At 75.3% G+C, this 22,312-nt stretch carries 18 protein-coding genes; 8 read left to right on the top strand and 10 right to left on the bottom strand.

Annotation, left to right across the window (positions count from 1 at the left end; genetic code table 11):
* Nucleotides 1-122: 122 nt before the first annotated feature.
* Together ACIPYS_RS07060 and ACIPYS_RS07055 are read left to right on the top strand one after the other, a co-directional pair.
* Complete coding sequence (locus tag ACIPYS_RS07060; RefSeq protein WP_400744200.1) at nucleotides 123-3,620, top strand: tetratricopeptide repeat protein; 3,498 nt, start codon at nucleotides 123-125, stop codon at nucleotides 3,618-3,620.
* A 139-nt stretch (nucleotides 3,621-3,759) separates the two neighbouring features.
* Nucleotides 3,760-4,977, top strand: a complete 1,218-nt coding sequence (locus ACIPYS_RS07055) for an N-acetylmuramoyl-L-alanine amidase (protein ID WP_400744197.1) — start codon at nucleotides 3,760-3,762, stop codon at nucleotides 4,975-4,977.
* 308 nt (nucleotides 4,978-5,285) lie between these two features.
* On the opposite strand, the gene ACIPYS_RS07050 is transcribed toward ACIPYS_RS07055, so the two are convergent.
* From ACIPYS_RS07050 to ACIPYS_RS07040, 3 genes are all read right to left on the bottom strand, one after another.
* Entirely contained in the window at nucleotides 5,286-6,950 is a 1,665-nt protein-coding gene (locus tag ACIPYS_RS07050) for an AMP-binding protein (RefSeq protein WP_400744194.1), read from the bottom strand.
* 158 nt (nucleotides 6,951-7,108) lie between these two features.
* Nucleotides 7,109-7,699: an isochorismatase family protein gene (locus tag ACIPYS_RS07045; protein ID WP_400744191.1), complete on the bottom strand. Its 591-nt coding sequence runs from the start codon at nucleotides 7,697-7,699 to the stop codon at nucleotides 7,109-7,111.
* A gap of 142 nt (nucleotides 7,700-7,841) precedes the next feature.
* Nucleotides 7,842-9,368 carry an MFS transporter gene (locus tag ACIPYS_RS07040; protein ID WP_400744188.1) on the bottom strand — a complete coding sequence of 509 codons (1,527 nt, stop codon included), beginning with the start codon at nucleotides 9,366-9,368 and terminating at the stop codon, nucleotides 7,842-7,844.
* A 169-nt stretch (nucleotides 9,369-9,537) separates the two neighbouring features.
* On the opposite strand from ACIPYS_RS07040, the gene ACIPYS_RS07035 reads away from it, so the two are divergent.
* Nucleotides 9,538-9,993: a MarR family winged helix-turn-helix transcriptional regulator gene (locus tag ACIPYS_RS07035; RefSeq protein WP_030397701.1), complete on the top strand. Its 456-nt coding sequence runs from the start codon at nucleotides 9,538-9,540 to the stop codon at nucleotides 9,991-9,993.
* A gap of 62 nt (nucleotides 9,994-10,055) precedes the next feature.
* Nucleotides 10,056-11,126: a TIGR03617 family F420-dependent LLM class oxidoreductase gene (locus ACIPYS_RS07030; protein WP_400744184.1), complete on the top strand. Its 1,071-nt coding sequence runs from the start codon at nucleotides 10,056-10,058 to the stop codon at nucleotides 11,124-11,126.
* Between the two features lie 149 nt (nucleotides 11,127-11,275).
* Here ACIPYS_RS07030 and ACIPYS_RS07025 read toward each other — a convergent pair whose 3' ends face one another.
* Together ACIPYS_RS07025 and ACIPYS_RS07020 are read right to left on the bottom strand one after the other, a co-directional pair.
* Entirely contained in the window at nucleotides 11,276-11,983 is a 708-nt protein-coding gene (locus ACIPYS_RS07025) for a ScbR family autoregulator-binding transcription factor (RefSeq protein ID WP_400744181.1), read from the bottom strand.
* A gap of 356 nt (nucleotides 11,984-12,339) precedes the next feature.
* A complete protein-coding gene (locus tag ACIPYS_RS07020) occupies nucleotides 12,340-12,759 on the bottom strand; it encodes a RidA family protein (protein ID WP_400744177.1) in 420 nt (139 codons plus the stop codon).
* A 193-nt stretch (nucleotides 12,760-12,952) separates the two neighbouring features.
* Between ACIPYS_RS07020 and ACIPYS_RS07015 the strand changes: the two genes are divergently transcribed.
* The gene (locus tag ACIPYS_RS07015) at nucleotides 12,953-13,549 is read left to right on the top strand and encodes a C40 family peptidase (RefSeq protein ID WP_093863733.1); all 597 of its coding nucleotides are present in this window, start codon (nucleotides 12,953-12,955) and stop codon (nucleotides 13,547-13,549) included.
* 55 nt (nucleotides 13,550-13,604) lie between these two features.
* On the opposite strand, the gene ACIPYS_RS07010 is transcribed toward ACIPYS_RS07015, so the two are convergent.
* Nucleotides 13,605-14,102, bottom strand: coding sequence for a MarR family winged helix-turn-helix transcriptional regulator (locus tag ACIPYS_RS07010; RefSeq protein ID WP_400744174.1), 498 nt, complete (start codon nucleotides 14,100-14,102; stop codon nucleotides 13,605-13,607).
* Nucleotides 14,103-14,192: 90 nt separating this feature from the next.
* Between ACIPYS_RS07010 and ACIPYS_RS07005 the strand changes: the two genes are divergently transcribed.
* Complete coding sequence (locus ACIPYS_RS07005) at nucleotides 14,193-14,600, top strand: VOC family protein (RefSeq protein ID WP_400744171.1); 408 nt, start codon at nucleotides 14,193-14,195, stop codon at nucleotides 14,598-14,600.
* Nucleotides 14,601-14,802: 202 nt separating this feature from the next.
* On the opposite strand, the gene ACIPYS_RS07000 is transcribed toward ACIPYS_RS07005, so the two are convergent.
* The 3 genes from ACIPYS_RS07000 to ACIPYS_RS06990 all read right to left on the bottom strand — a co-directional run bounded on the left by ACIPYS_RS07000 (nucleotide 14,803) and on the right by ACIPYS_RS06990 (nucleotide 17,628).
* Nucleotides 14,803-15,030 carry a hypothetical protein gene (locus ACIPYS_RS07000; RefSeq protein WP_400744169.1) on the bottom strand — a complete coding sequence of 76 codons (228 nt, stop codon included), beginning with the start codon at nucleotides 15,028-15,030 and terminating at the stop codon, nucleotides 14,803-14,805.
* 166 nt (nucleotides 15,031-15,196) lie between these two features.
* The gene (thrS, locus tag ACIPYS_RS06995) at nucleotides 15,197-16,531 is read right to left on the bottom strand and encodes a threonine--tRNA ligase (RefSeq protein WP_400744166.1); all 1,335 of its coding nucleotides are present in this window, start codon (nucleotides 16,529-16,531) and stop codon (nucleotides 15,197-15,199) included.
* A gap of 362 nt (nucleotides 16,532-16,893) precedes the next feature.
* Nucleotides 16,894-17,628: a leucine-rich repeat domain-containing protein gene (locus ACIPYS_RS06990; RefSeq protein WP_400744163.1), complete on the bottom strand. Its 735-nt coding sequence runs from the start codon at nucleotides 17,626-17,628 to the stop codon at nucleotides 16,894-16,896.
* A 206-nt stretch (nucleotides 17,629-17,834) separates the two neighbouring features.
* On the opposite strand from ACIPYS_RS06990, the gene ACIPYS_RS06985 reads away from it, so the two are divergent.
* Nucleotides 17,835-19,574 carry a peptide-N4-asparagine amidase gene (locus tag ACIPYS_RS06985; RefSeq protein ID WP_400744161.1) on the top strand — a complete coding sequence of 580 codons (1,740 nt, stop codon included), beginning with the start codon at nucleotides 17,835-17,837 and terminating at the stop codon, nucleotides 19,572-19,574.
* 377 nt (nucleotides 19,575-19,951) lie between these two features.
* Here the strand turns inward: ACIPYS_RS06985 and ACIPYS_RS06980 are convergent, their stop codons facing one another.
* Nucleotides 19,952-20,989 carry a DUF5937 family protein gene (locus tag ACIPYS_RS06980; protein WP_400744159.1) on the bottom strand — a complete coding sequence of 346 codons (1,038 nt, stop codon included), beginning with the start codon at nucleotides 20,987-20,989 and terminating at the stop codon, nucleotides 19,952-19,954.
* An 18-nt stretch (nucleotides 20,990-21,007) separates the two neighbouring features.
* Between ACIPYS_RS06980 and ACIPYS_RS06975 the strand changes: the two genes are divergently transcribed.
* Nucleotides 21,008-22,309 (top strand): MFS transporter, encoded by a 1,302-nt coding sequence (locus tag ACIPYS_RS06975; RefSeq protein ID WP_400744156.1) that lies wholly within the window; start codon nucleotides 21,008-21,010, stop codon nucleotides 22,307-22,309.
* The last annotated feature ends 3 nt before the right edge of the window (nucleotides 22,310-22,312 follow it).

Below are 22,312 nucleotides of genomic sequence, written 5' to 3'. Positions count from 1 at the left end.
CAGATGGCCGAAAGCAGGACAACGCCGGGGCCGATTCACTACGGTCGTCCTCACGACAGCGGCACCGGCGGCACCGGACTCGTGGTCGGCGCGACCCGCCGGGCAGCACGGCAGGGGGTGGCATGGCACAGGCACGGAGGCGTCTGTCGCGTGCGGAGGCGGTGCGGCAACGCACCGGTGCGCAGTTCATCGGCCGCAGAGCGCAGCTGGCGCTGTTCGTGGACAATCTCGCCCGCGATCCGGACCCGGACTCCGGGCCGGATCCGGCGGACTTCCTGTTCCATGTGCGCGGGGTCGGCGGGGTCGGCAAGTCCACGCTGCTCGCCCAGTGGCGGGAGGCGGCCCGGCGGGCCGGTGCGCTGACCGCCCTGGTCGACGAGACCGATGTGCACAGCGTCGAGACGGCGCTCGGTGCGCTGGCCCGGCAACTCGCCGAACAAGCCGGTCCGCTGCGGGAGTTCGACAAGGCCCTGGAGCAGTACCGGCGTTCGCTCCAGGCCGCGGCGGACCGCGAGCCCGAGCAGCCGCCCGGCGGGGAGAGCGCGTCGCTGCCGACCCGGCTGGCGGCCCAGGCGGCGCTCGGGGCGGTCTCGGTACTGCCGGGCGCGGGTGCGGTCGCGGCGATGGCGAACCCGGACGCGGTGGCCCAGGGCGCCGAGCGCCTGATCGCGGGGGTGCGGCAGCGCCGTCGCGGCGGCGACGTCGAGGAGGCGGCGCTCGGCCGGGCCTTCGTCGCGGAACTGTCCCGGCTCTGCGACCGTGACCGCGGCCGGGACCGTGACCGCCGCCCGTGGATCGTGCTGTTCCTCGACACCTGGGAGCTGACGGGCCGCTATCTCGACGGATGGCTGCGGGAGATCCTCGACGACGCGTTCGGCCCGTTGCCGCTGGAGGTGGTGTTCGTGCTGGCCGGCCGGGACGAACTGGCCGAGCGCGAGTGGGCACCGTGGCGGCCGGTGCTGGTGGACGTGCCGCTGGAGGTGTTCACCGAACAGGAGGCCCGCGACCTGCTCACGGCGCGCGGAGTCACCGACCCGCTGGTGGTCGACGCGGTGCTGCGGATGTCGATGCGGCTGCCGCTGCTGGTCGCACTGCTGGCGGCGGCGGATCCCGGCGCGGTCGAGGAGGTCGCCGATGTCGGCGCCGACATGGTCGACCAGGCGGTGGTGCGCTTCCTGCAGTGGATCCCCGAACCGGAGCGCCGGGACACCGTACTGGCCGCCGCGCTGCCGCTGCAGCTCAACCGCGACCTGTTCGCCTGCGCCGTCCCGGAGGCCGAACCGGCCGTGTGGGACTGGCTCTCGGTGCAGCCCTTCGTGACCGGGCGCGGCGACTTCCTGCAGTACCACTCCGTGGTCCGCAGCAGCATGGTGCGCCGGCGCCGGATCCACACCCCGCGGGAGTGGACGGCCGCGCACATCCGCCTCGCCGAGCACCACGCCGCGGCGAGGGCGGCGGTCGAGCAGTACCTGCCGGCGGCCCGGTGCGGCGCCGACCCCAGGTGGCGGCGGCAGCTGCTGAACGAGACCTACCACCTGCTCTGCTCCGATCCGCTGGCCAGGCTGCCGCACGCCCTGGAGCACACCGCGCGCACCGCCGGGGACGCGCCGGACGCGCTGGCACCGTGGGCGGAGATGCTCAACCAGGCCGCACAGGACAGCGACGACGCCGAACTGACCCGCTGGGCCCGCCGGATCCACGCGGCGGCGGCCGGCGAGCAGCCGGTGCTGGCGGTCCTGGACGTGCTCGCCGGTCCCGGTCTGCCGGTCCGGGTGCGGGCGTGGGCGCTCACCCATCGCGGCTACCAGTACTTCGTCGAGGACCGGGACGACGATGCCCTGGCCGACCTCGACCAGGCCGTCGCGATCGCCGCCGATCTGCCGCAGGCGCTCGCCTACCGGGGGCGTGTGCTCAACTGGCACGGCCACCACGAGCGGGCGCTGACGGACTTCACGGCGGCGCTGGCCCTCGACCCGGAGTACGCCTGGGCGCTGTCCCGGCGCGGCGAGGCCCGGCAGTTGGCCGGGCTGACCGAGGAGGCGATGGCCGACTTCACGGCGGCGCTGGCGCTCGACCCGGACGACGCCTGGGCGCTGGGATCGCGCGGCCAGGCGCACCGGCTGGCCGGGCGGGTGGACGAGGCGGTCGCCGATCTGACCGCCGCCATCCTGCTCGACCCGGAGTACGCGTGGGCGTTCACCCAGCGCGGCGAGGCGTTCCGGACGGCCGGGCGGCTGGCGGACGCGGTCGCGGACTTCACCGCCGCGCTGGCGCTGGATCCCGGTGACGCCTGGTCGCTGAGTTCACGGGGCCAGGCGCTGCGGCAGGCCGGACGGCTGGACGACGCGATCGCCGATCTGACCGCCGCGCTGGCGCTCGGCCCGGAGAACGCCTGGGCGCTGGCCGAGCGGGGCGAGGCGCACCGGCAGGCGGGCCGGCCCGAGGAGGCGGTGGCCGACTTCACGGCGGCGATCGCGCTCACTCCCGAGCACGCGTGGGCGCTGGGCTCGCGTGCCCAGGCGCACCGGCAGGCGGGGCGGCTGGAGGAGGCGATCGCGGACTTCACCGCCGCGCTGGCCCTCAACCCGGAGTACGCGTGGGCGGTCGGCGAACGGGGCGAGGCGCACCGGCAGGCGGGCCGACTGGAGGAGGCGATCGCGGACTTCACCGCCGCCCTCGCACTGGACCCGGAGTACGCGTGGGCACTGGCCGAACGCGGCGAGGCGCACCGGCAGGCGGGCCGGCTGGCGCAGGCGGTGGCCGACCTGAGTTCGGCGCTGGAGCTGGACCCCTCGGACGTGTGGGCGCTGCGGGCGCGCGGGCAGGCGTACCGGCAGGCGGGCCGGCTGGACGACGCGATCGCGGACCTGACGGCCGTCCTCGCGATCGACCCGGAGTACGCCTGGGCGCTGGCACTGCGGGGCGAGGCGCACCGGCTGGCGGGGGACCTCGCGGAGGCGATCACCGATCTGAGTGCCGCGCTGGCGCTCGAACCGGACGACCCCTGGGCGCTCGGGTCCCGGGGGCAGGCCCGGCGGCAGGCCGGTCTGGTGGAGGAGGCGATCGCCGATCTCACGGCGGCGGTCACCCGCAATCCGGAGTACACCTGGGCCCTGGCCGAGCGCGGTCAGGCACACCGGCAGGCCGGGCGCCCGGCGGCGGCGGTCGCCGACCTGGCGGCGGTGCTGGCCCGTGATCCGGGGGATCCGGCGGTGCGGTGCGCGCTGGCGGCGGCGTACCGGCACGACGGCCGGTTCGAGGAGGCCCGGGCGCTGCTGGCGGAGGTGTCGCCCGAGGCCGCGGCCTCGTCGACGGTGCTGATGGAGGTGGCGGTGCTGCGGCTGCTGACGGAGGGGCCGGCGGATTCGGCGGAGGCCTGGGAGGCCTTCCTGGAGTGCCCGTACGAGGATCCGCAGGACCCGTTCGAGCCGGCGGTGCGCAAGCTGCTGCACGGTCTGGTCGCCGGGGAGGCCGGTCCGGAGGAGTTGGCGCGGGCGTTCCTCGCGGTGCCGGGTGCCGGTGCGGCGCGGGCGGATGTCTGCCTCTATCTCGGCGAACTCGCGTGCGCCGGGGCACCGGTGGGGGATCGGGCGGCGGCGGCGCTGCGGATCCTCGGGTAGCGGTGGCGGACCGGCGGGGGCAGGGCGGGGCGGTCGGGCCGACCGGGCCGGGACGGTCGGACGGGCTGCCCGTTCGGGCAGGCGAATTTTAGGGGTTGCCACCAGAAACGATCATTTGGGTAGATTCATGATCGACTGATTGACCGGCTCACGGCCGGTCGGCCTGCACCCGTACCACCCCGAGAACAGGATCCCGATGCCGAACCCCAGCTCCGCCGTGAGCCGTCGCACGCTGGTGACCGCGATCGGCGCCACCGCCGCCGCGATCGCCACCGCCCCGGCCGCGCACGCCGCCGCGCCGAGCACCCCGGCCGGGCCGACCACCCCGGCCCCCGCGGCTCCGGCCGCGCCCGGCAGCCAGGCCGCCCGGACCGTGACCGTCCCGGCCACCCGGGCCCGCTCGGCCGCCGGTCGCGCCGCCGCCGGTGTGCGGACCGACTTCCCGATCCAGTACGTCGGCGTCAGCTGGGACGGCCCGCGCCGCGGCGGCGCCATCCGGCTCCACCACGAGGAGACCGGCCCCGGCGCCTGGCAGCCGATCGCCACCGGTTGCGCGGGCGGCCCCGACGTCGCGGGCACCGCCGCGAAGGCCGCCCCGGTCTCGGCCGCGCTGGTCCCGGCCGACGGCGCGGTCGGTTACGACCTGCGGCTGCCCGACGGCGCCACCAACCTGCGCTCCACCGCGCTGGACACCACCGCGGGCCCGGCCCGCACCACCACGCTCTCCCCGACCACGCCGGTCACCTTCTGCGGCGTCGAGTACCTGAGCCGGGCCGCCTGGGGCGCCGACGAGTCCAAGCGGTTCAAGAACGGCGTGGAGAACTCCCCCGCCAAGTACTACCCGCTGCAGACCCTGACGGTGCACCACACCGACACCCCGAACGCGGACCCGGACCCGGCCGCCACCGTGCGCGCGATCTACGAGTACCACGCGATCACCAACGACTGGGGCGACATCGGCTACCACTTCCTCATCGACGAGGCCGGCCGGATCTACGAGGGCCGCTGGTCCGGTGACGACGGCATCCCCGGGTTCGACGCCAACGGCAACGCGGTGACCGCCTTCCACACCGCCGGCTTCAACTCGGGCAACCTCGGTGTCGCGCTGCTCGGTACCCTGGTCAACCAGGAGCCCACCGCCAAGGCCCGTCGCTCGCTCGCCCTGGTGCTCGCGCTGGCCGCCCGCACCCACGGGCTCGACCCGCAGGCGAAGGTCACCTTCGTCAACCCGGTCAACGGCGTGACCAAGCCGGTCGACATGATCAGCGGTCACCGCGACTGGCTGGCCACCGACTGCCCGGGCGGCGTCATGTACGCCGCCCTGCCCGCGCTGCGGGCCGAGGTCGCCGCGATCTGAGTCGCGTTTCGAGCCTCGCTCCGAGTCGCGGTCCGAGTCGCGGTCCCGCGGCACGACCCGTCGTCGCCGTCGCGGGGGCCCCCGGGGGGGGGGGGGGCCCGGCCCCGGGGCCCCCCCCCCCCCCCCCCCCCCCCCGGGGGGGGGCCGGGGGGGCCGGGGGGGGGGCCCCCCCCCGCGCCCCCCGCCCCCCCCCGGGGGGGGGGGGGGGGGGGGGGGGGGGCCCCCGCGCCCCCCCGGGGGGGGGGGGGGGGGGCCGGGGGGGGGCCGGGGGGCCCCCGCCCCGGGCCGCGCCCGCCCGGCCGCCGCGCTCAGGCGTGCTCGACGTCGGCCGCGTCGGCCAGGCCCAGCAGTTCGACGGCCCGCTCCCGCATCTCCACCTTGCGGACCTTCCCGGTGACCGTCATCGGGAACTCCTCCACCAGGTGCACGTAGCGCGGCACCTTGTAGTGCGCGATCCGGCCCGCGCAGTACTCGCGCAGCGTCTCCGCGGTCAGCTCGGGCGCCCCGGGCCGCGGCCGGATCCAGGCCATCAGCTCCTCGCCGTACTTGACGTCGGGGACGCCGACGACCTGGACGTCCAGGATGTCGGGGTGGGTGTGCAGGAACTCCTCGACCTCGCGCGGGTAGATGTTCTCGCCGCCCCTGATCACCATGTCCTTGAGCCTGCCGGTGATGTTGAGATACCCCTCCTCGTCCATCACCGCGAGGTCGCCGGTGTGCATCCAGCCCTCGGCGTCGACCGCCTCCGCGGTGCGGTCCGGCTGGTCCCAGTAGCCGAGCATGACCGAGTAGCCCCGGGTGCGGAGTTCGCCCGGGGTGCCGCGCGGCACGGTCAGGCCGGTCTCCGGGTCGGCCACCGCGACCTCCAGGTGCGGACCGACCCGGCCGACGGTGGACACCCGCCGCTCCAGCGGGTCCTCGGCCCTGGTCTGGGTGGAGACCGGGGAGGTCTCGGTCATGCCGTAGCAGATGGAGACGTCCCGCATGCCCATCCGGTCGACGACCTGCTTCATCACCTCGATCGGGCACGGTGAGCCGGCCATGATCCCGGTGCGCAGACTCGACAGGTCGTGCTCGGCGAAGCCCGGGTCGTTCAGCTCGGCGATGAACATGGTCGGCACGCCGTAGAGCGAGGTGCAGCGTTCGGCCGCCACCGCGCGCAGGGTGGCCGCCGGGTCGAAGGCCGGGGCCGGGACCACCACGCAGGCCCCGTGCGAGAGCGCCGCCAGGTTGCCCATCACCATGCCGAAACAGTGGTAGAAGGGCACCGGGACGCAGATCCGGTCCGCCTCCGTGTAACCGCACAACTCCCCGACGAAGTAGCCGTTGTTGAGGATGTTGTGGTGCGACAGGGTGGCGCCCTTGGGGAAGCCGGTGGTGCCCGAGGTGTACTGGATGTTGATCGGGTCGTGGGCGCCGAGTCCGGCGCCGGCCGCCACCAGCCGCTCCCGGTCGCCGCGCTCCCCCGCCGCCGCCAGCTCCCGCCACTCCGGGGAGCCGATCAGCAGCACGTCCCGCAGGCCGGGGCAGCGCGGGCCGGCCTCGGCGAGCATGGCCGCGTAGTCGGAGGTCTTGAAACCCGCCGCGGCCACCACCGTACGGATCCCCGCCTGCCGCAGCACGTACTCGACCTCGTGCGCGCGGTAGCCCGGGTTGACGGTCACCAGGATCGCGCCGATCCGGGCGGTGGCGTACTGGGTGAACACCCACTCGGGGCAGTTCGGCGCCCAGATGCCGACCCGGTCGCCGGCCCCGACTCCCAGGCCCAGCAGCCCCAGCGCGATCCGGTCCACCTCGGCAGCCAGCTCCCGGTAGGTCCAGCGGCGCCCGCTCGGCAGGTCCACCAGCGCCTCCCGGTCCGGGAACGCGGCCACCGCGCGGTCGAGCGCGACGCCGATGGTGTGCTCCAGCAGCGGCACCGAGGTACTGCCGGCGCTGATGCTGGGAGCGGGCACGGGAGGGGGCGGGGTCATGGCAACGGCTCCAGGACTCGTCCGGGCACAGGGCGACCGAGTCTACGCAGACCACCACCCCCCGTCACGCGGTTCGGGTCGGCCCCCCGGCCTGCCCCGCCGGCCCGCCGCGTCTGCCGCGCCTGCCGGGCCCGGGGCCCCGAACGGAACGCCGCGGCTCAGGCCAGGACCACCGGGGTGCCCGTCAGCTCGACCCCGGCGTCCCGGAGTTCGCCCAGCGCCGTGGCGGTGGTACCGGCGGCGACCCCCGCCGTGTAGTCGAGCAGCACCCGGACCGCGAAGCCCGCCTTCGCCCCGTCCAGGGCGGTGGCCCGGACGCAGTGGTCGGTGGCGATGCCGACGACGTCGACGCCCTCGACGCCGCGGGCGCGCAGCCAGTCGGCCAGCGGGGTGCCGTCCGCGGCGAAGCCCTCGAAGCCGCTCTTCGACGCGGACCGGGCACCCTTGAAGAACACCTCGTCGACCGCCCCTTCGGCCACGGCGGGGGCGAAGTCGGGGTGGAACTCGCCGCCCTCGCTGCCGACCACGCAGTGCACCGGGAACGAGTCCCGGAAGTCCGGGTGGTCGGAGAAGTGCGGGCCCGGGTCGATGTGGTGGTCGCGGGTGGCGACGACGCAGCTGTACTCGCCGTCCGCCGTGCGGACCAGCTCGGCGATGGCACCGGCCCGCCCGGCGCCGCCCTTCACCGGGACGCTGCCGCCCTCACAGAAGTCCTTCTGCACGTCGACCACGATCAGAGCCCGACCCATGGCGAAATCCCTTCCTCGGGGGGTGACTTGTCCCTCGGTATGCTCACCCGCCCGGCTCGGGGAGGACCGGCGCACGCGCCGGGCACTCACCCGATCGGGTCCGCACTCGGTCGGACCCGCACTCGGTCGGGCCCGCGCCCGATCAGGTGCGGGTGCCGTCCTGGGCGGGAGCGGCACCGGCCGCCCCGGCCGCCCCGGCGGACTCCTGGGCGGCGGCGGACTTCTGGGCGGCAGCGGACTCCTGGGCGGCGGCGGTCCCCGGTACCGCGGGGAGCGGCGGCGCCGGCACGGCGGCGGCCACCGCCGCGGCGGCCAGGGCCACCCCGCAGCCGATCAGCAGACCCACCCGGAAGCCGGTCTCGGAAGGCAGCACGTGCCCGCCCACGGTGGTGGTCAGCTGGGCGAGCACGACGCCGACCACGGCCGCGGAGACCGAGGTGCCGAGCGAGCGCATCAGACTGTTGAAGCTGTTCGCCGAGGCCGTCTCGGAGAGCGGCACCGCGCTCATGATCAGCGCCGGCATCGCACCGTACGCGAGACCCACACCGGCGTTGCAGATCAGCGTCACCACCAGCACGCCCCAGGTGGACCCGATCAGCACCATCGACAGCCCGTACCCGGCCGAGATCGCCAGCGCCCCGGCGACCAGGGTGAACTTGGGACCGCGCGCCGCCGAGAGCCGGCCGCCGAACGGCGAGACGACCATCATCATCAGGCCGGACGGCGCCATCCACAGCCCCATCGCCAGCATCGACTGGCCGAGCCCGTACCCGGTGGCCTCCGGCAGCTGGAGCAGCTGCGGCACGATCAGCGCCTGCGCGTACATCCCGAAGCCCACCAGGACCGACGCCGCGTTGGTCAGCAGCACCCTCGGCCGGGCCGTCACCCGCAGGTCGACCAGTGGCTCGGCGAGGCGCAGCTCCCAGACGCCCCAGGCGAGCAGCAGGACCACCGCGGCCGCGAACAGGCCGAGCGTGGTTCCGTCGGTCCAGCCCCAGTCACCGCCCTTGGAGACCGGCAGCAGCAGGCAGACCAGGCCGGCGCCGAGGCCGAGCGCCCCGACCGCGTCGAAGTGCCCGCCGGCCGGCCGGGTGGTGGGCGCGGGCACCAGGAGGCGGATCATCACCGCGACCGCCACCGTCAGAACGGCCGCGCCCCAGAACAGCGCCCGCCAGCTGGTGTACTGGGCGACGGCCGCCGAGATCGGCAGGCCGAGGCCGCCGCCGATGCCCATCGAGGCGCTCACCAGGGCGATCGCGGAGCCGAGCCGCTCGGGCGGCAGCACGTCGCGCAGCAGGCTGATGCCGAGCGGCACCACCCCCATGCCCATGCCCTGGAGGCCGCGCCCGGCGATCATCGGCAGCACCGAGGAGGTCAGCGCGCAGACCACCGAGCCGAGCAGCAGCGGGACGCAGCAGGCCAGCAGCATCCGCCGCTTGCCGAACAGGTCGCCGAGGCGGCCGCTGATCGGCACGAACACGGCGGCGGAGAGCAGGGTCGCGGTGATCACCCAGGAGGCGTTGGAGGGGGAGGTGTCCAGGATTCTCGGCAGCTCGCCGATCAGCGGGGTGACCAGGGTCTGCATGATCGCCGCCACCGTGCCGGTGAGGGCGAGCGTGGCGACGACTCCCCGGGTCCGGTCGGGGGCGGTGGTCTGTGGGGCGGCCATGAGCGGGGGCTCCTCGGTTCCGGTCGTCGGGCAGGACGGTTCGATGTTCATATGCAGAGTACACATAATATGTATCGTGCACATCAGTGCCGATGAGCGACCGCCTGCCATACTGTGCGCAAACACCGCAGGTCAGCGCCCCGGAATCAGGGACGGGAAGGACGGCATCATGAGCGGGCCCACAGACGAGGTGGCGTTCGAGTACATGGTGCTCAGCCGGCACCACTACCTGAGCCCGGCCGGCGCCCGGCCGGAGGGCAGCCGGCTCGACCGCAGCGCCTACATCCTGCTCAGCCGGATCCGGATGCAGGGCCCGATGTCGATCGGCGAACTCAGCGACGCCTTCGGACTGGACGCCTCCACCCTCAACCGGCAGACGGCCGCGATGACCCGGGCCGGGCTGGTCGAACGGATCCCCGACCCGGACGGCGGGATGGCCCGCAAGTTCCGCACCACCGAGGAGGGCGAACGCCGCCTCGACGAGGACCGCGCCGCGCACGCCCACGCCCTCGACCTGGTGATGGCCGACTGGCCCGCCGAGGACGTCCGGACCTTCGCCGACTTCCTGCGGCGCTTCAACACCGGCATCGAGCGCCTCGACGGCCGGCCCTGGCCCCGCCCCTGACCCACCACCGCCGGGCGCCCGGCCCCGACGGACCCCGCCCGCCGCACCAGGAGCCCCACCGCATGGACCGTCCGCACGCCCCCGCCCTCCTCCTCGACGCCCTCGCCCCCGGACATCCGGCAGGCATCCTCGACGCCGCCGAGCGGGCCGAACGACGGGGCGCGGACCGCCTGGTGGTCTCCGAGACCGCCTACGACCCGTTCCTCCAGCTGGCCCGGGCCGCCGACCGCACCCGCTCGATCGAACTCGCCACCGGCGTGGCGGTCGCCCTCGCCCGCACCCCGATGACGCTCGCCTACCAGGCCTGGGGGCTGCACGCGGCGTCCGGCGGCCGGGCCGTGATCGGGCTCGGCTCGCAGGTCAAGCCGCACATCGAGAAGCGCTTCGGGATGCCCTGGGACCGGCCCGCCGCGCGGATGCGCGAGTACGTGCACGCGGTGCGGGCGATCTGGCACAGCTGGCAGACCGGCGACCGTCTGCGCTTCCGGGGGGACTTCTACACCCACACGGTGATGACGCCGGTCTTCGCCCCCGACCCGGTCCCGGCCGGGGTGCCGCGGATCCTGCTGGCCGGGGTCGGCCCGCTGATGGTGCGCGCCGCCGGGGCGGTCGCCGACGGCTTCCTCAGCCACCCGTTCACCTCGGTCGACTACCTGACCCGGCAGGTGCTGCCGGCGCTGGCCGAGGAGCGCGGCGCGGCCGAGGCGGCGGGAGCGGCCTGGACCGGACGGCCGTTCGAGGTCGTCGGGAGCGTGCTCACCGCGACCGGCCGCACCGAGGAGGAACTGCGGGCCCACCGCGCCTCCGTCCGGGAGCGGCTCGCCTTCTACGCCTCCACGCCCGCCTACCGGCCGGTGCTCGCCCAGCACGGCTGGGAGGACCTGCACGAGGAACTGCACCGCCTGTCGCTGCGCGGGCGCTGGCCGGAGATGGCCGCGCTGATCGACGACCGGGTCTTCGACACCTTCGCCGTCGCGGGCACCGTCGAGGAGGCCGCCCGGGAGGTCCACCGCCGCTACGCGGGCCTGGCGACCAGGGTCTCGGTCAGCCTCCCCGAGAACGCCGACCCGGAGCTCGGCCTGGACGTCCTGGACGCGCTGCGCGCCCTCGACGGCCGCCCGGCACCGAACTGACGCGGCCGGTGCGGCTACGCTCCGCAGTCGCCCGGGAAGGGGCGGCCGTGGGGAAAACCGGACGCGCCGTATGCTTCGCCGCCGTCACCTTCCGCGCGGGCGAAGGGTCGTGACGGCGGATCGACGTGTTCGGCCCGCCTCGGCCCGCGTCAGCCCGCGTCGTCGGCCCGGTCGCCATCCGGGCCGGCGGCGTCCGCCGCCTCACGCACCGCGGCCTCCCGGGTCGCCGTCATCTCGGCGTAGACCCGCGCACCCCGGTCCGGGGCCAGGTCCAGACAGGCGAGCACACCGGGGACGGCCACGCTCGGCATCAGGTGCCGGTAGAGCGTCGAGACCCGCACGGCCAGGTCGGCGCGACCGGTGAACCGCTGCGACTGGAGCTGCACACCGACCCAGGAGGCCGTCATCAGCCCGGCCGTGTCGGCCGGCACCACGTGCGGCAGCAGTTCGCCGCGCTCGCCCGCGTCGACCAGCAGCCGCTCCAGTCGGGAGATCCAGCCGGGCGCCGCGTCGATGCCCATCTGCTTGTCGGCACCCTGGTCCACCGAGAGCCGGACAGCCGCGCTGACCAGCGGATCGATGGGCACCAGATGCGTGACCACCATCCCGGTGTCCACGAACTCCTGGAGCTTGCAGGAGCGCTCCGGCACCGCCTCGGCCTCGAACTGCCCCTCGATCACCCCTTGCGCGAGCTCCCGCTTCGAGGCGAAGTGGAAGTAGACGGCGCCCCGCGTCACCCCGGCCCGGGACACGACCTCACCGATGGTCGCCCGCTCGTAACCGAACTCGTCGAACACCGAGGCCGCGGCCTCCAGAATCAGCCGCCGCGTCCGCAGCGCCCGTTCCTGTCGTACCACCCCGACCACCCCCACCACACCAGCACCGAAACAAAACCAAACAGCCCGTATCTTACCCGGGGCACGGAAACGCCCCGACTTCCGCATCGGCGGGGGCACCCGCGCACGGGCTGTCAGAGAATACCGACCGTGCGGTCCACTCCGGACGCACACCCCGGGACCGACCCGGGGCCGGGGCCCGCTCACTGACGTACCTCCCGGGCGTGCTCGGGGCGCTCCGGGGATTCGACGGGGCTGCGACGGGGATGCGACCGGGCTTCGACGGGGGCGCCCCGGACACGCTCGGGCCGAACTCCCGGGCGGCGACCGGCCGAAGGAGCGGCCGGGCTCCACCGGCCCGGCCCGGTGCCGCTCGCTCACCCCGCCTCGGCCCGGTCCAGCACCGCGACCGCCTCGACCTCCACCAGCTGGTCGTGGTAGCCGAGCACGGAGACCCCCAGCAGGGTGCTCGGCACGTCGTGCTCGCCGAGGTACTCGCGGTAGACCTCCCAGACCGCCACCAGGTCGCTCTGCCGGGAGGAGGCCACGTAGACCGTGGTGCGCACCAGGTCGGTGAGTGCGGCGCCCTCGTCCTCCAGCACGGTGAGCAGGTTCCGCATCACCTGGTGGGCCTGGCCCGCGTAGTCGCCCACCGCCACCGTGCGCCCCTCGGTGTCCAGCGGGCAGGCGCCGGCCAGCCAGAGCGAGCGGACCGGCGCGTCGACGGCCGCCGCGTAGGCGTAGTCGACGGCCTGGGTGAGCCGGTGGTTGCGGATCAGCCTGACGGCGCTGCTCATGGGTGCCTCCCGGACGGTCGTTCGGTGCTGTCGGAGCCATCGTTCGAAGCCGGGGCCGGGACCGTCAATCGATTTACCGCGCCGCCCCGGGCACCCCGGGCCCCGTCGGCCGGGAATTCACCTCTGCGGGTGATGGCGGCGCGGGAGCCCGAACCGGGATCCTGGTGGTTCGCCGACGACCGAGGGGGCTGCCGTGCCGTTTCCGCACACCACCGGGGGCTGGGGCCGCCGCGGACTGCTGGGGGTCGCCCTGGGGGCCGCCCTGGCCCCGCTGGGGGCCGGTTCCGCCGCCGCCCGCCCCCGCGAGGAGGACCCAGGACTCCCGCTCGGCCTCCGGGTCGCCGCCGTGGCGGCCGCACAGATCGGCGTGCCGTACGCCTGGGGCGGCGGCGACCGGCTGGGGCCGAGCCTCGGTTTCTGCGACGAGGAGAACGGCTACCTGGACGGGAAGTGCCTGGGCGAGAGCACGACCGGCTTCGACTGCAGCGGACTCTCCCTGCACTGCTGGTACCGGGCCAGCGGCGGAGCGGTGGAGCTCGGCCACTACACCGTCGCCCAGTTCCACCGCTCCGCCCCGGTCGACCGGTCCGGCCTGCTCCCCGGCGACCTGCTGTTCTTCTCCCGCCCGGACGCACCCCTGCACCACGTGGGCCTCTGGGCCGGTGACGGCGCGATGATCCACGCGGAACGCACCGGCACCCTGGTGGCCCGGGTCGAGGGCGTCCTCGATCTGCCGCGCTGGGCCGGCGAGTTCGCCGGCGCCCGCCGCCCGCTGCCGCTCGACCGCTGACTCTCCGACCCACGGACCGGCGGCCCCGCGGACCGAGCGGTCGCGGCCGGGCGGATCACGGGGTGCCCGGCAGCTCCGCGTGGATCCGGGCGAGCAGCTCGTGCAGGACCCGCCGCTCCGCCCCGCTCAACGGCGCCAGCACCTCCTCCTGCACGGCCAGCGCCTCGGCGCGCAGCTCGGCGAGCAGCGCGCGCCCCGCGTCCGTGACGGTGACCGAGAGCCGGCGGCGGTCGGCGGCGTCCCGGACCCGTTCGACGTAGCCGGCGTGGGCCAGCTGGTCGGCGACCTTCGCCATGTCGCTGGCGTCGACACCCAGCCGTCGCACGAGGTCCCGCTGCGCGTGCGGGCCGAAGTCGGCCAGCGCGGCGAGCACCGCCATGTCCCACAGCCGCAGCCCGCGCCGGGCGAGGCGTTCGGCGAGCCGGGAGCGGGCCGCCCTGCCGGTCCGGGACAGCAGATAGGTGCTGAGGTCCAGCAGGGTCGGCGGGGTCGCACGGGCGGGCGGCGGAGCGCCGGGGGCGGGAGCGGTGGAGCCGGGTTCCTCTGAAGCCATGGGAGAAGTCTAGGGTGCTGCCCTATAGTGGGTGCCGACCCATAATTCTGTGACCGCGAGCACCAGCACCCGAGGCGAGGAACCCCGACCATGGACGCCCTGTACCACCGCCTGCTCGTCGCCGACTTCCCCTCCTGCTTCGGCTTCTACCGGGCCGTCCTGCCGCCGCTGACCGGCGCGGCCCTGGTCAAGGGGACGCCCGACGGCCCGTACGCCACCTGGGACCTCGACGGTCAGGCCGTACTGTCGCTGTTCGACCGGGGCATGCTCGCCGCCGCCGTCGGCACCGCCGCGCTGCCCGCCGAACCGGCCGCCGCCCAGGACGGCACCATGCTGGTGCTCCGGGTCGAGGACGTCGGGCGGGCGTTCGACCTCTGCCGGCGCCACGGCGCCGACCCCGTCGCCGGCCCCACCGACCGCCCCGAGTGGGGGCCGGGGCTGCGCACCGCCCATCTGCGGGACCCCGAGGGCCGGCTGATCGAACTCCAGTCGTACTGACCCGCGCCGGCCTCCCTCGCCGGCGGGCACCCGGTCCGTACGGGCCGATCCGGCACCGCCCCGCGGCGCCCGCGGCCCGGGTGCCCGGTACCGGGCGGACGGGCGGACGGGCCGCAGGCGTCGCGGGGCCGTCGGCGCGAGGGCGGTGGGCGGTCGGCGCGAGGGCGGCGGCGGCCGCCCGGCGGGGTCCGAGGGACAGGACCTAGCGCGGGGCGTCCAGGTGGTAGAGCGCGGAGCAGGTCCGGCCGTGCAGCGGGACGACCTGGCGGGCGGCGACCGGGGAGTGGCCGACCGCGGCCGTGCAGTACCGGGAGTCCGGGACCGGCAGCGGGCGCAGCGTGACGCCGGTGGCGGGGGCGGCGAGCGCCACCCCGCCGAGGGCCAGCCCGGCCGTCAGGGCTGCGACGGTGATGCGGCGGGCGAGGCGCATGGGGTACCTCCGGAGGAGCGCGAACGGGGGACGGCGGTGGCCGGGGACGGCCGCCGCCCCCATTCGAACGGCGGGTGCGCCGGGCGGCCCGGCCGACACACCGCGCGCGCCGCTAGTCGTACGTGTACGACTGCGGACGGGGGGATCCAGCGGCGGCCGCCCGGCCTCATCCAGAGGAACCGCCCCGCCACTCCCCCGGCCCGTCCCACAGCTCCTGGGCGCACGCGCCGACGAGCGCGCGGATCCGGGCCAGCGCCTCCCCCGCCGCCAGTGGTTCCGGCCGCCGGCCGTCGCGCAGGCGCAGGGCGAGCAGGTCGTCCGCCGCCTCGCGCGGGCCGAGCACCGCCTGGTACGGGACCAGCCGGGCCTCCCGGATCCGCGCGCCCAGGCTGCCGCGCTCGGGCCCGGCCACCTCGGCCCGCAGCCCGAGGTCCAGACAGCGCTCGCGGAGCTGCTCGGCCCGCACCCGCTCACGCTCGGTCACCGGCAGCAGCACCAGCTGGACCGGTGCCAGCCAGGCCGGGAAGGCCCCGCCGTACAGCTCGATCAGATGGGCGACCACCCGCTCCACGCTGCCGATGACGCTGCGGTGCACCATCACCGGGCGGTGCTTCGCCCCGTCCGGTCCGATGTACCGCAGGCCGAACCGTTCCGGCTGGTGGAAGTCGATCTGCACGGTGGAGAGGGTGGACTCGCGCCCGGCCGCGTCGGCGATCTGGACGTCGATCTTCGGCCCGTAGAACGCGGCCTCGCCCGCCGCCGCCTCGAACGGCACCCCGGAACGGGAGAGCACCTCGGTCAGCAGCGCGGTGGCGCGTTCCCAGAGCGCCTGGTCCGCCACGTACTTGCCGCCCTCCCCCGGCAGCGAGAGCCGGTACCGGACCGGCCGGATGCCGAGTGCGCGGTGCGCCTCGGCGATCAGTTCCAGCGCGGCCACCGCCTCGTCGGCGGCCTGCTCGGGGGTGCAGAAGACGTGCGCGTCGTTCAGCTGGATCGCCCGCACCCTGCTCAGTCCACCGAGCACGCCCGAGAGTTCGGAGCGGTACATGCCGCCGAGTTCGGCGATCCGCAGCGGCAGTTCCCGGTGGCTGCGGGGCCGTGAGCGGTAGATCAGGGCGTGGTGCGGACAGAGGCTGGGGCGCAGGACGACCTGCTCGGCGCCGAGGTCCATCGGCGGGAACATGTCGTCCCGGTAGTGCTGCCAGTGGCCGGAGATCTCGTAGAGCTCGCGTTTGCCGAGGACGGGCGAGTACACGTGGCGGTATCCGGCGCGCCGCTCGCGGTCGCGGACGAACTCCTCCAGGGTGTGCCGGACCGCGGCGCCGTCGGGCAGCCAGTACGGGAGGCCGGAGCCGATCAGCGGGTCGGTGTCGAAGAGTCCGAGCGCGCGGCCCAGCCGCCGGTGGTCGGCCTCGGGAAGGGGCGCGGGAACAGGCGCGGGAACAGGCGCGGGGGCGGGAAGGGCGGCGGCATCGGGGGCGGGGACGACGGGGTGGCTCATGGGGTCTCCACTCTGCGTGCGGGCGAGTGGACCGGTACGGCGAAGCCCCGGGGCACTCGCCCCGGGGCTTCGGACCAGCTCAGCTGTCAGCGCGCCGGGACTCTCTCCGGCGTCGTCGTGAGGACGGCTGCAGCGCGCTTCATGCCGTCCACGCTAACAGCCGAACACCACGGCGGGCGAACGGTTTTCCGTCCGGTCCCGGCGCAGTTCCTTTTGGCGCGGCCCCTCCCGGCGCAGCTCCTCCTGGCGCAGCTCTCCTGGCACAGTTCCTCCTGGCGCGGCTCCTCCCGACACAGGGCGTCTCGACGCAGGACCTGTCGGCGCAGCCCCTCCCGACCGAGGACCCGTCCGCGCGGGTCCCCTCAGCGCAGCACCTCGCAGCCGCGTTCCGCCAGGGCGGCGAGCAGCGGCGGCGCCGGTTCGACCGGGTTCCAGCGCAGGTCCAGCTTCTCCAGCGCGGGCAGCCCCGCCGCCCCGTCCGCCAGCCAGTCCGGCAGCGCGGTGATCCGGTTGCCGCGCAGGTCCAGTCGGCGCAGCCGGGGCAGGCCGGCCAGGGCCGGAGGCACCTCGGTGAGCGCGTTCTCGCGGAGCTCGAGTTCACGCAGTTCGGCCAGCCCGCCGAAGGAGTCCGGCAGACCGGTCAACGCGTTGCCGCGCAGCCAGAGTTCGCGAAGTACGCGCAGGCCGCCGAGCGACTGCGGCAGCGCGGTGAGCAGGTTGTGCTGGGCGCGCAGCTCGACCAGGCCGGTCATGGCGCCGAGCTCGGAGGGGAGTTCGGTGATCCGGTTCTCGCCGACGTTGAGGTAGCGGAGCGCCGTCAGCCGGCCGAGGGCGGCCGGGAGCCCGGTGAGCGCGTTGTCGTGCAGGTAGAGGAAGTCGGTGAGGCCGGCGAGGTCGCCGAGCTCCTCCGGAACGGCGGTGATCCGGTTGTGCCCGAGGTCGAGGGTCCGCAGCCGGCGCAGCCGGCCGATCCGGGGCGGGACTTCGGTGATGCCGGTGTCCGCGAGGACGAGGACGGTCAGATCGGTGCGGTCCCACACCTCCTCGGGCACGGTGCCGAGGTGCTGCCGCCAGAGGTCGAGGATGATGTCGGTCACCGGGCCATCCTCCCGCCCGGGCGGCGCCCGGGCACCGTGGTCCCCCGGTCGCTCACGATCGCCCCCGGCCGGTTCCCGAGCGCTCCCGGGCAGCATCCATCACTTGACGCTTGCATGCCATGCTCGGGAGGATGCCGGAACCGTCCGACGAGCAACGCGCCGACCGTCCTCGCCCCACCCTCCGGTCGGCCGGGAGAGGGCCCCCCTTGGCCGTCCATCCACTGATCCGACGAGCCGGCCGACTGGCCGGCGCCGTCCTCCTCGCCCTCGCCGGGGCGCTGACGGCCGCCGGTCCGGCCCACGCCGACTTCGGCACCGACTACCACGACCCGTTCACCGCGGCGAAGCCGATCACCCGGCCCGACACCCGCTCCTGCACCGTCGAGGTGATGCACGACCAGCCGTTCCGCAACGGCTACGGGAACCCGCCGGACACGCCCTACAACACCACCGTCACCCCGCCCGCCGACTGCGCCGGCCCCTGGTCCGCGGTCGTGCTCGACCTGCACGGGCAGGTCGCCGGACGGCAGTTCGACCGGCTGTTCACCGTCCGGGTCGGTGGCGTGCAGGTCCTGCTCTCCTCCACCCCCGAACCGTCCAAGGACGGCATCGAGTGGGCGCTCGAACGTGATGTCACACGCTACGCACCGCTGTTCGCCGCCGGGCCGCAGCCCTTCGCGCTCGACCTCGCCAACGTCACGGACGACACCTACACCGGCGTGTTCCGGATCTCCGCGAGCCTGACGTTCTACACCGCCTCCGCCCGTTGGCCCGCCGCCAGGACCGCCGACCGGCTGCTCACCACCGGGCCCTTCGGACTCGACCGGGCGACGACGAGCGCCGGCACCGACCTCACCTTCCCGCCCAACCTGGAGCGCCTGACCGCCGAGGTCTACGCGCGCGGGGGCGGCGCCTGCGAGGAGTTCGCCTACGCCTCCGCACCCGAGGAGTTCGCCCGCGCCAACGCCGGGACCGGCGTCTGCGGCCAGGGCCCGTTCCGCGAACTGCGGCTGAGCGTCGACGGACGGGTGGTCGGCGCGGTCTGGCCCTACCCCGTGATCTACACCGGTGGCTGGGACCCGCTGCTGTGGCGGCCCACGCCCGGCATCCTCGCCTTCGACCTGCCCGCCTACCGGCTCGACCTCACCCCGTACGCCGGACTGCTGGTGGACGGCCGGCCGCACCGGGTCGCGATCGCCGTCAACGCCGCCGAGGCCCGCAGCAACGACCTCTGGACCGGCCAGGTCAACCTGTTCGCCGAGGTGGACCACGGCGCCGCCCGCACCACCGGCGGGCTCACCGACTACCGGGTCGCCCCGGAGGCCGCGACCACCACCGCCCTCCGCGACCACGGCGGCGGCAGCGGCGACTGGACGGTCACCGCCGCCCGGCACGACCTCGCCCGGGGCTGGCTGCAGACCTCGCACGGCCGGATCACCACCGAGGTCCGCGACGAGCTCGTGTTCGGCTCCACCCAGCGCTTCCGTGCGAACGGCAACGACCTGACCCTGCGCAACCGCACCGACCTCACCCGGACCACCGCCAGCTGGGGCTCCGGTCCCCGGCGCACCAGCACGGTCCACGAGAGCCAGCCGCTCGACGTCAGCTACCGGTACACCCAGGACGCGGCCGGCAACACCGACCAGATCACCTCGATGGACCTCGGGCAGCACCGCGAGGCGACCACGGCGACCGGCGACCGGGTCACCGGACGCAGCACCGTCGACCACACCCTGCGCCCGACCGCCCACCGCCACGACGGCGACACCACCGTCCGCACCGGCAGCGCCACCGAGGACTACCGCAGCACCGGCCCGGACGGCCCCTACCACCGCACCGTCACCACCGTCGACGGCTGGCCGGTCGGCCAGGGCGCCGCTGCCGCACCGGACCGCGGCGCCGGGCCCCTCCCCCGCACTCCGGGGGCCGACCGGAACCCCGCCTGACGGCCCATCACATCCGACGGCACTTCACGGCCGAAGGCGGCCCGGGGGCCGGGGCCGGGGTGCACGATCCCCGGGCCCGCCCCTCCCGAAGGCGGCCCAGGGGCCGGGGCCGGGGTGCACGATCCCCGGGCCCGCCCCTGAACCCGGCCCCGCGGCAGGCCGCCGAGGGAGCGCGGGGCCGGCGGAGACAGCCCCTGGCCCATCCGGAACACCGGGCGGGCCGGATGTGGATGCCGGCGATGCGGATCATGGTGGTCGGCCCGTCTCGGGAACGATCGCGTGGTGCCGGTCCGGCAACAACGGCCCTGTCCGCGCCCACTGCGCGGCAGTCGACGGCACGACCCGGACCAACGGTCCGAGGATCGGAAGGAAGTTCCCTACCCCCGTTCGCGGCACAGCAGTTCGGCCGCCGGCGTGCGCAGGTAGAGCACGCTGCGGCCGGTGCGGTGGCGGGCGGCCAGGCCGGCGTCGTGCAGGGCGGCCAGGTGGTGCGAGACGGTGGGGGCGGACAGGCCGGTGCGGACGGCGAGTTCGGTGGTGGTGGCAGGGGCCGCCAGTTCGGCGAGCAGCCGCGCGCGGGCCCGGCCGAGCACCCGGGCCAGGCCCGCCGGAGCGGGCGGGGCCGACTCCCAGAGGGTGGCGACACCGCGCGGCGGGTAGACCAGGCCGGGCTGCCAGGGCGGATTGAGCTGGGAGAACACCCCGGGCCAGGCGAACACGGTGGGCACCAGGACAAGTCCGCGCGCGCCGTCCAGCCGGCGGTGCGCGTCCACGTGCCGGTGGCCGATCCGCAGCAGGTCGTGCTCCCAGCTCACCGACGGGTGCAGGTCGGTGAAGAGTCCGGCCGGACCGTCCGCCGCCAACTGCCGGGCCCGGCGCAGGATCTCGCCCTCGGCGAGGCGTTCGATCCGCTCCCAGTACGGGGCGATCGCGGCCTGCCAGTAGGCCTGCGCCTCGGCCGCCAGCCGCCGGGTTCCGGCCACCGGGTCGGCGTACAGCTCTGCCACCAGTGGCGGGAGTTCGCCGCCGATCCGGTCCAGGTCGCGGCGGACGGCGGCCGGGTCGAGCGCGGTCAGCTCGGCCAACTGCTCGGCCAGGGTCGGGCTGCCGACGACCGGCACCGGGGTGAGGAAGTCCGGCACGTACCGCGTCGGCAGCCGCACCAGCTGGGAGAGCAGCTCCCAGCTCACGTCGGCGAGTTCGCGGCGGGCCCGGCGGGCCCAGGGCAGGTGGACGGCGCTGCGGCCCGGGTCCTTCAGCGCCTCGACGCTCGTGGTCAGCTCGCACAGCGGCGAGCGGGCGAACCTGGTGCGGGCCAGGTCCTGCGCGGAGAACTCCCAGGTCAGCATCGGCTCCCCGACGGTCGGCGTGGCGAGGATTCGAGCTGTGTCGAATCCATGGGCTCCGACGATCATCGCAGGCAGCCTGGCCCCATGACCACCGCCACCCCCGTCCCGCTCCGGGACCGCCTCGGACTGCCCGCCTCGGCCGGCCGCCACCGCCCACTGATCGGCGCGCACCTGATCGACAGCCTGGGCACCGGCCTGGTGCTCGCCTTCACCCTGGTGTTCTTCGCCCGCACCACGGCGCTGTCGCTGACCACCGTCGGCGCGGCGGTCTCCGCCGCCCGGCTGCTGGCCCTGCCGGTCGCCCCCGTCGTCGGCCCGCTGATCGACCGCCACGGCGCCCGGCCGGTCGCCGCCTGGGCCAACGCACTCTCCGCGCTCGCCTACGCGGGCTTCCTGCTCGCCGACCGTGCCTCGCTGATCGTGCTGGTCTGCCTGCTCGCCCAGGCCGGCCAGGCCGCGTACTGGACCGCCAGCACCGGGCTGGTGGTGCTGGCCGCCCCGGCCGGGGAGCGCACCCGCTGGTTCGCGCTGGTGCAGACCCTGCGCAATGCCGGGCTCGGCCTGGGTGGCGCGGCCGGCGCACTGCTGGTCGGCGACGGCGGGACGGGCGGCCTACGGGTGCTGGTGGCGTTGAACGCCGCCTCGTACCTGGCGGCGGCGGTGCTGCTGGCCCGCTGGCGGCCCGCCCCGGCCGAACCGCCCGCCACCCGGGCAGCGGCCCGGGTCCGCGAAGGGGCGGGCCAGGGGGCGGGCGGCTACCGGGCGGTGCTGGCGGACCGCCGCTACCTGCTCATGGTGGTGGTGAACCTGTCCTCCGTGCTGGCCTCGATGGTGCTGAGCGTCCTGCTCGCGGTGCACGTGACGGCCGCCCTGCACCTGGACGCCTCGCTGGCCGGCGCGCTGCTGGTGCTCAACGGCGTCCAAGTGGTGCTGACCCAGAGCCCGGTCTCCCGCCTGCTGGAAGGCCACCGTCCGACCCGGACGGCGGCCGCCGGGGCGGGGCTCAACGCCGCGGCCTTCGCGCTCTTCGCCCTCCTGCCGGCCGACGGTCCGCGCTGGCTGGTGCTGTCGGGGCTGGTCGTCGCGATGCTGGTCTACAACCTGGCCGAGACGGTGGCCACGCCCGGCCGGGAGGAGTTGAGCGTGGCGCTGGCCCATCCGGCACGACGCGGCCGGTACCTGGCGGTCAAACAACTCTCCTGGAACCTCGGCCAGGCACTCGCCCCCGGCCTGCTCACCCTGCTGTTCGCACACGGCCCGGCCTGGCCCTGGCTGTTCCTCCTCGTCACCTCGCTGGCCGCCGTCCCCGGACTGCTCCGACTCGAACGCCCGTTCGCCGACGTTCCCGACACTCCCTCGGAAACCGGACCCCTCGCGCGGCACTGACAT

Source organism: Kitasatospora sp. NPDC089913, from assembly GCF_044748625.1.
Lineage (GTDB): Bacteria > Actinomycetota > Actinomycetes > Streptomycetales > Streptomycetaceae > Kitasatospora.
Note: the sequence above shows the minus strand (reverse complement) of the source record. Positions and strands in the feature narration are given on the sequence as shown.

Excerpts from the sequence above, each read along its gene's own strand:
- ACIPYS_RS07060 (WP_400744200.1), top strand. The coding sequence starts at position 123 with ATGGCACAGGCACGGAGGCGTCTGTCGCGTGCGGAGGCGGTGCGGCAA.
- ACIPYS_RS07050 (WP_400744194.1), bottom strand. The coding sequence starts at position 6,950 with ATGACCCCGCCCCCTCCCGTGCCCGCTCCCAGCATCAGCGCCGGCAGT.
- ACIPYS_RS07045 (WP_400744191.1), bottom strand. The coding sequence starts at position 7,699 with ATGGGTCGGGCTCTGATCGTGGTCGACGTGCAGAAGGACTTCTGTGAG.
- ACIPYS_RS07040 (WP_400744188.1), bottom strand. The coding sequence starts at position 9,368 with ATGGCCGCCCCACAGACCACCGCCCCCGACCGGACCCGGGGAGTCGTC.
- ACIPYS_RS07035 (WP_030397701.1), top strand. The coding sequence starts at position 9,538 with ATGAGCGGGCCCACAGACGAGGTGGCGTTCGAGTACATGGTGCTCAGC.
- ACIPYS_RS07030 (WP_400744184.1), top strand. The coding sequence starts at position 10,056 with ATGGACCGTCCGCACGCCCCCGCCCTCCTCCTCGACGCCCTCGCCCCC.
- ACIPYS_RS07020 (WP_400744177.1), bottom strand. The coding sequence starts at position 12,759 with ATGAGCAGCGCCGTCAGGCTGATCCGCAACCACCGGCTCACCCAGGCC.
- ACIPYS_RS07010 (WP_400744174.1), bottom strand. The coding sequence starts at position 14,102 with ATGGCTTCAGAGGAACCCGGCTCCACCGCTCCCGCCCCCGGCGCTCCG.
- ACIPYS_RS07005 (WP_400744171.1), top strand. The coding sequence starts at position 14,193 with ATGGACGCCCTGTACCACCGCCTGCTCGTCGCCGACTTCCCCTCCTGC.
- ACIPYS_RS07000 (WP_400744169.1), bottom strand. The coding sequence starts at position 15,030 with ATGCGCCTCGCCCGCCGCATCACCGTCGCAGCCCTGACGGCCGGGCTG.
- thrS (WP_400744166.1), bottom strand. The coding sequence starts at position 16,531 with ATGAGCCACCCCGTCGTCCCCGCCCCCGATGCCGCCGCCCTTCCCGCC.
- ACIPYS_RS06980 (WP_400744159.1), bottom strand. The coding sequence starts at position 20,989 with ATGATCGTCGGAGCCCATGGATTCGACACAGCTCGAATCCTCGCCACG.
- ACIPYS_RS06975 (WP_400744156.1), top strand. The coding sequence starts at position 21,008 with ATGACCACCGCCACCCCCGTCCCGCTCCGGGACCGCCTCGGACTGCCC.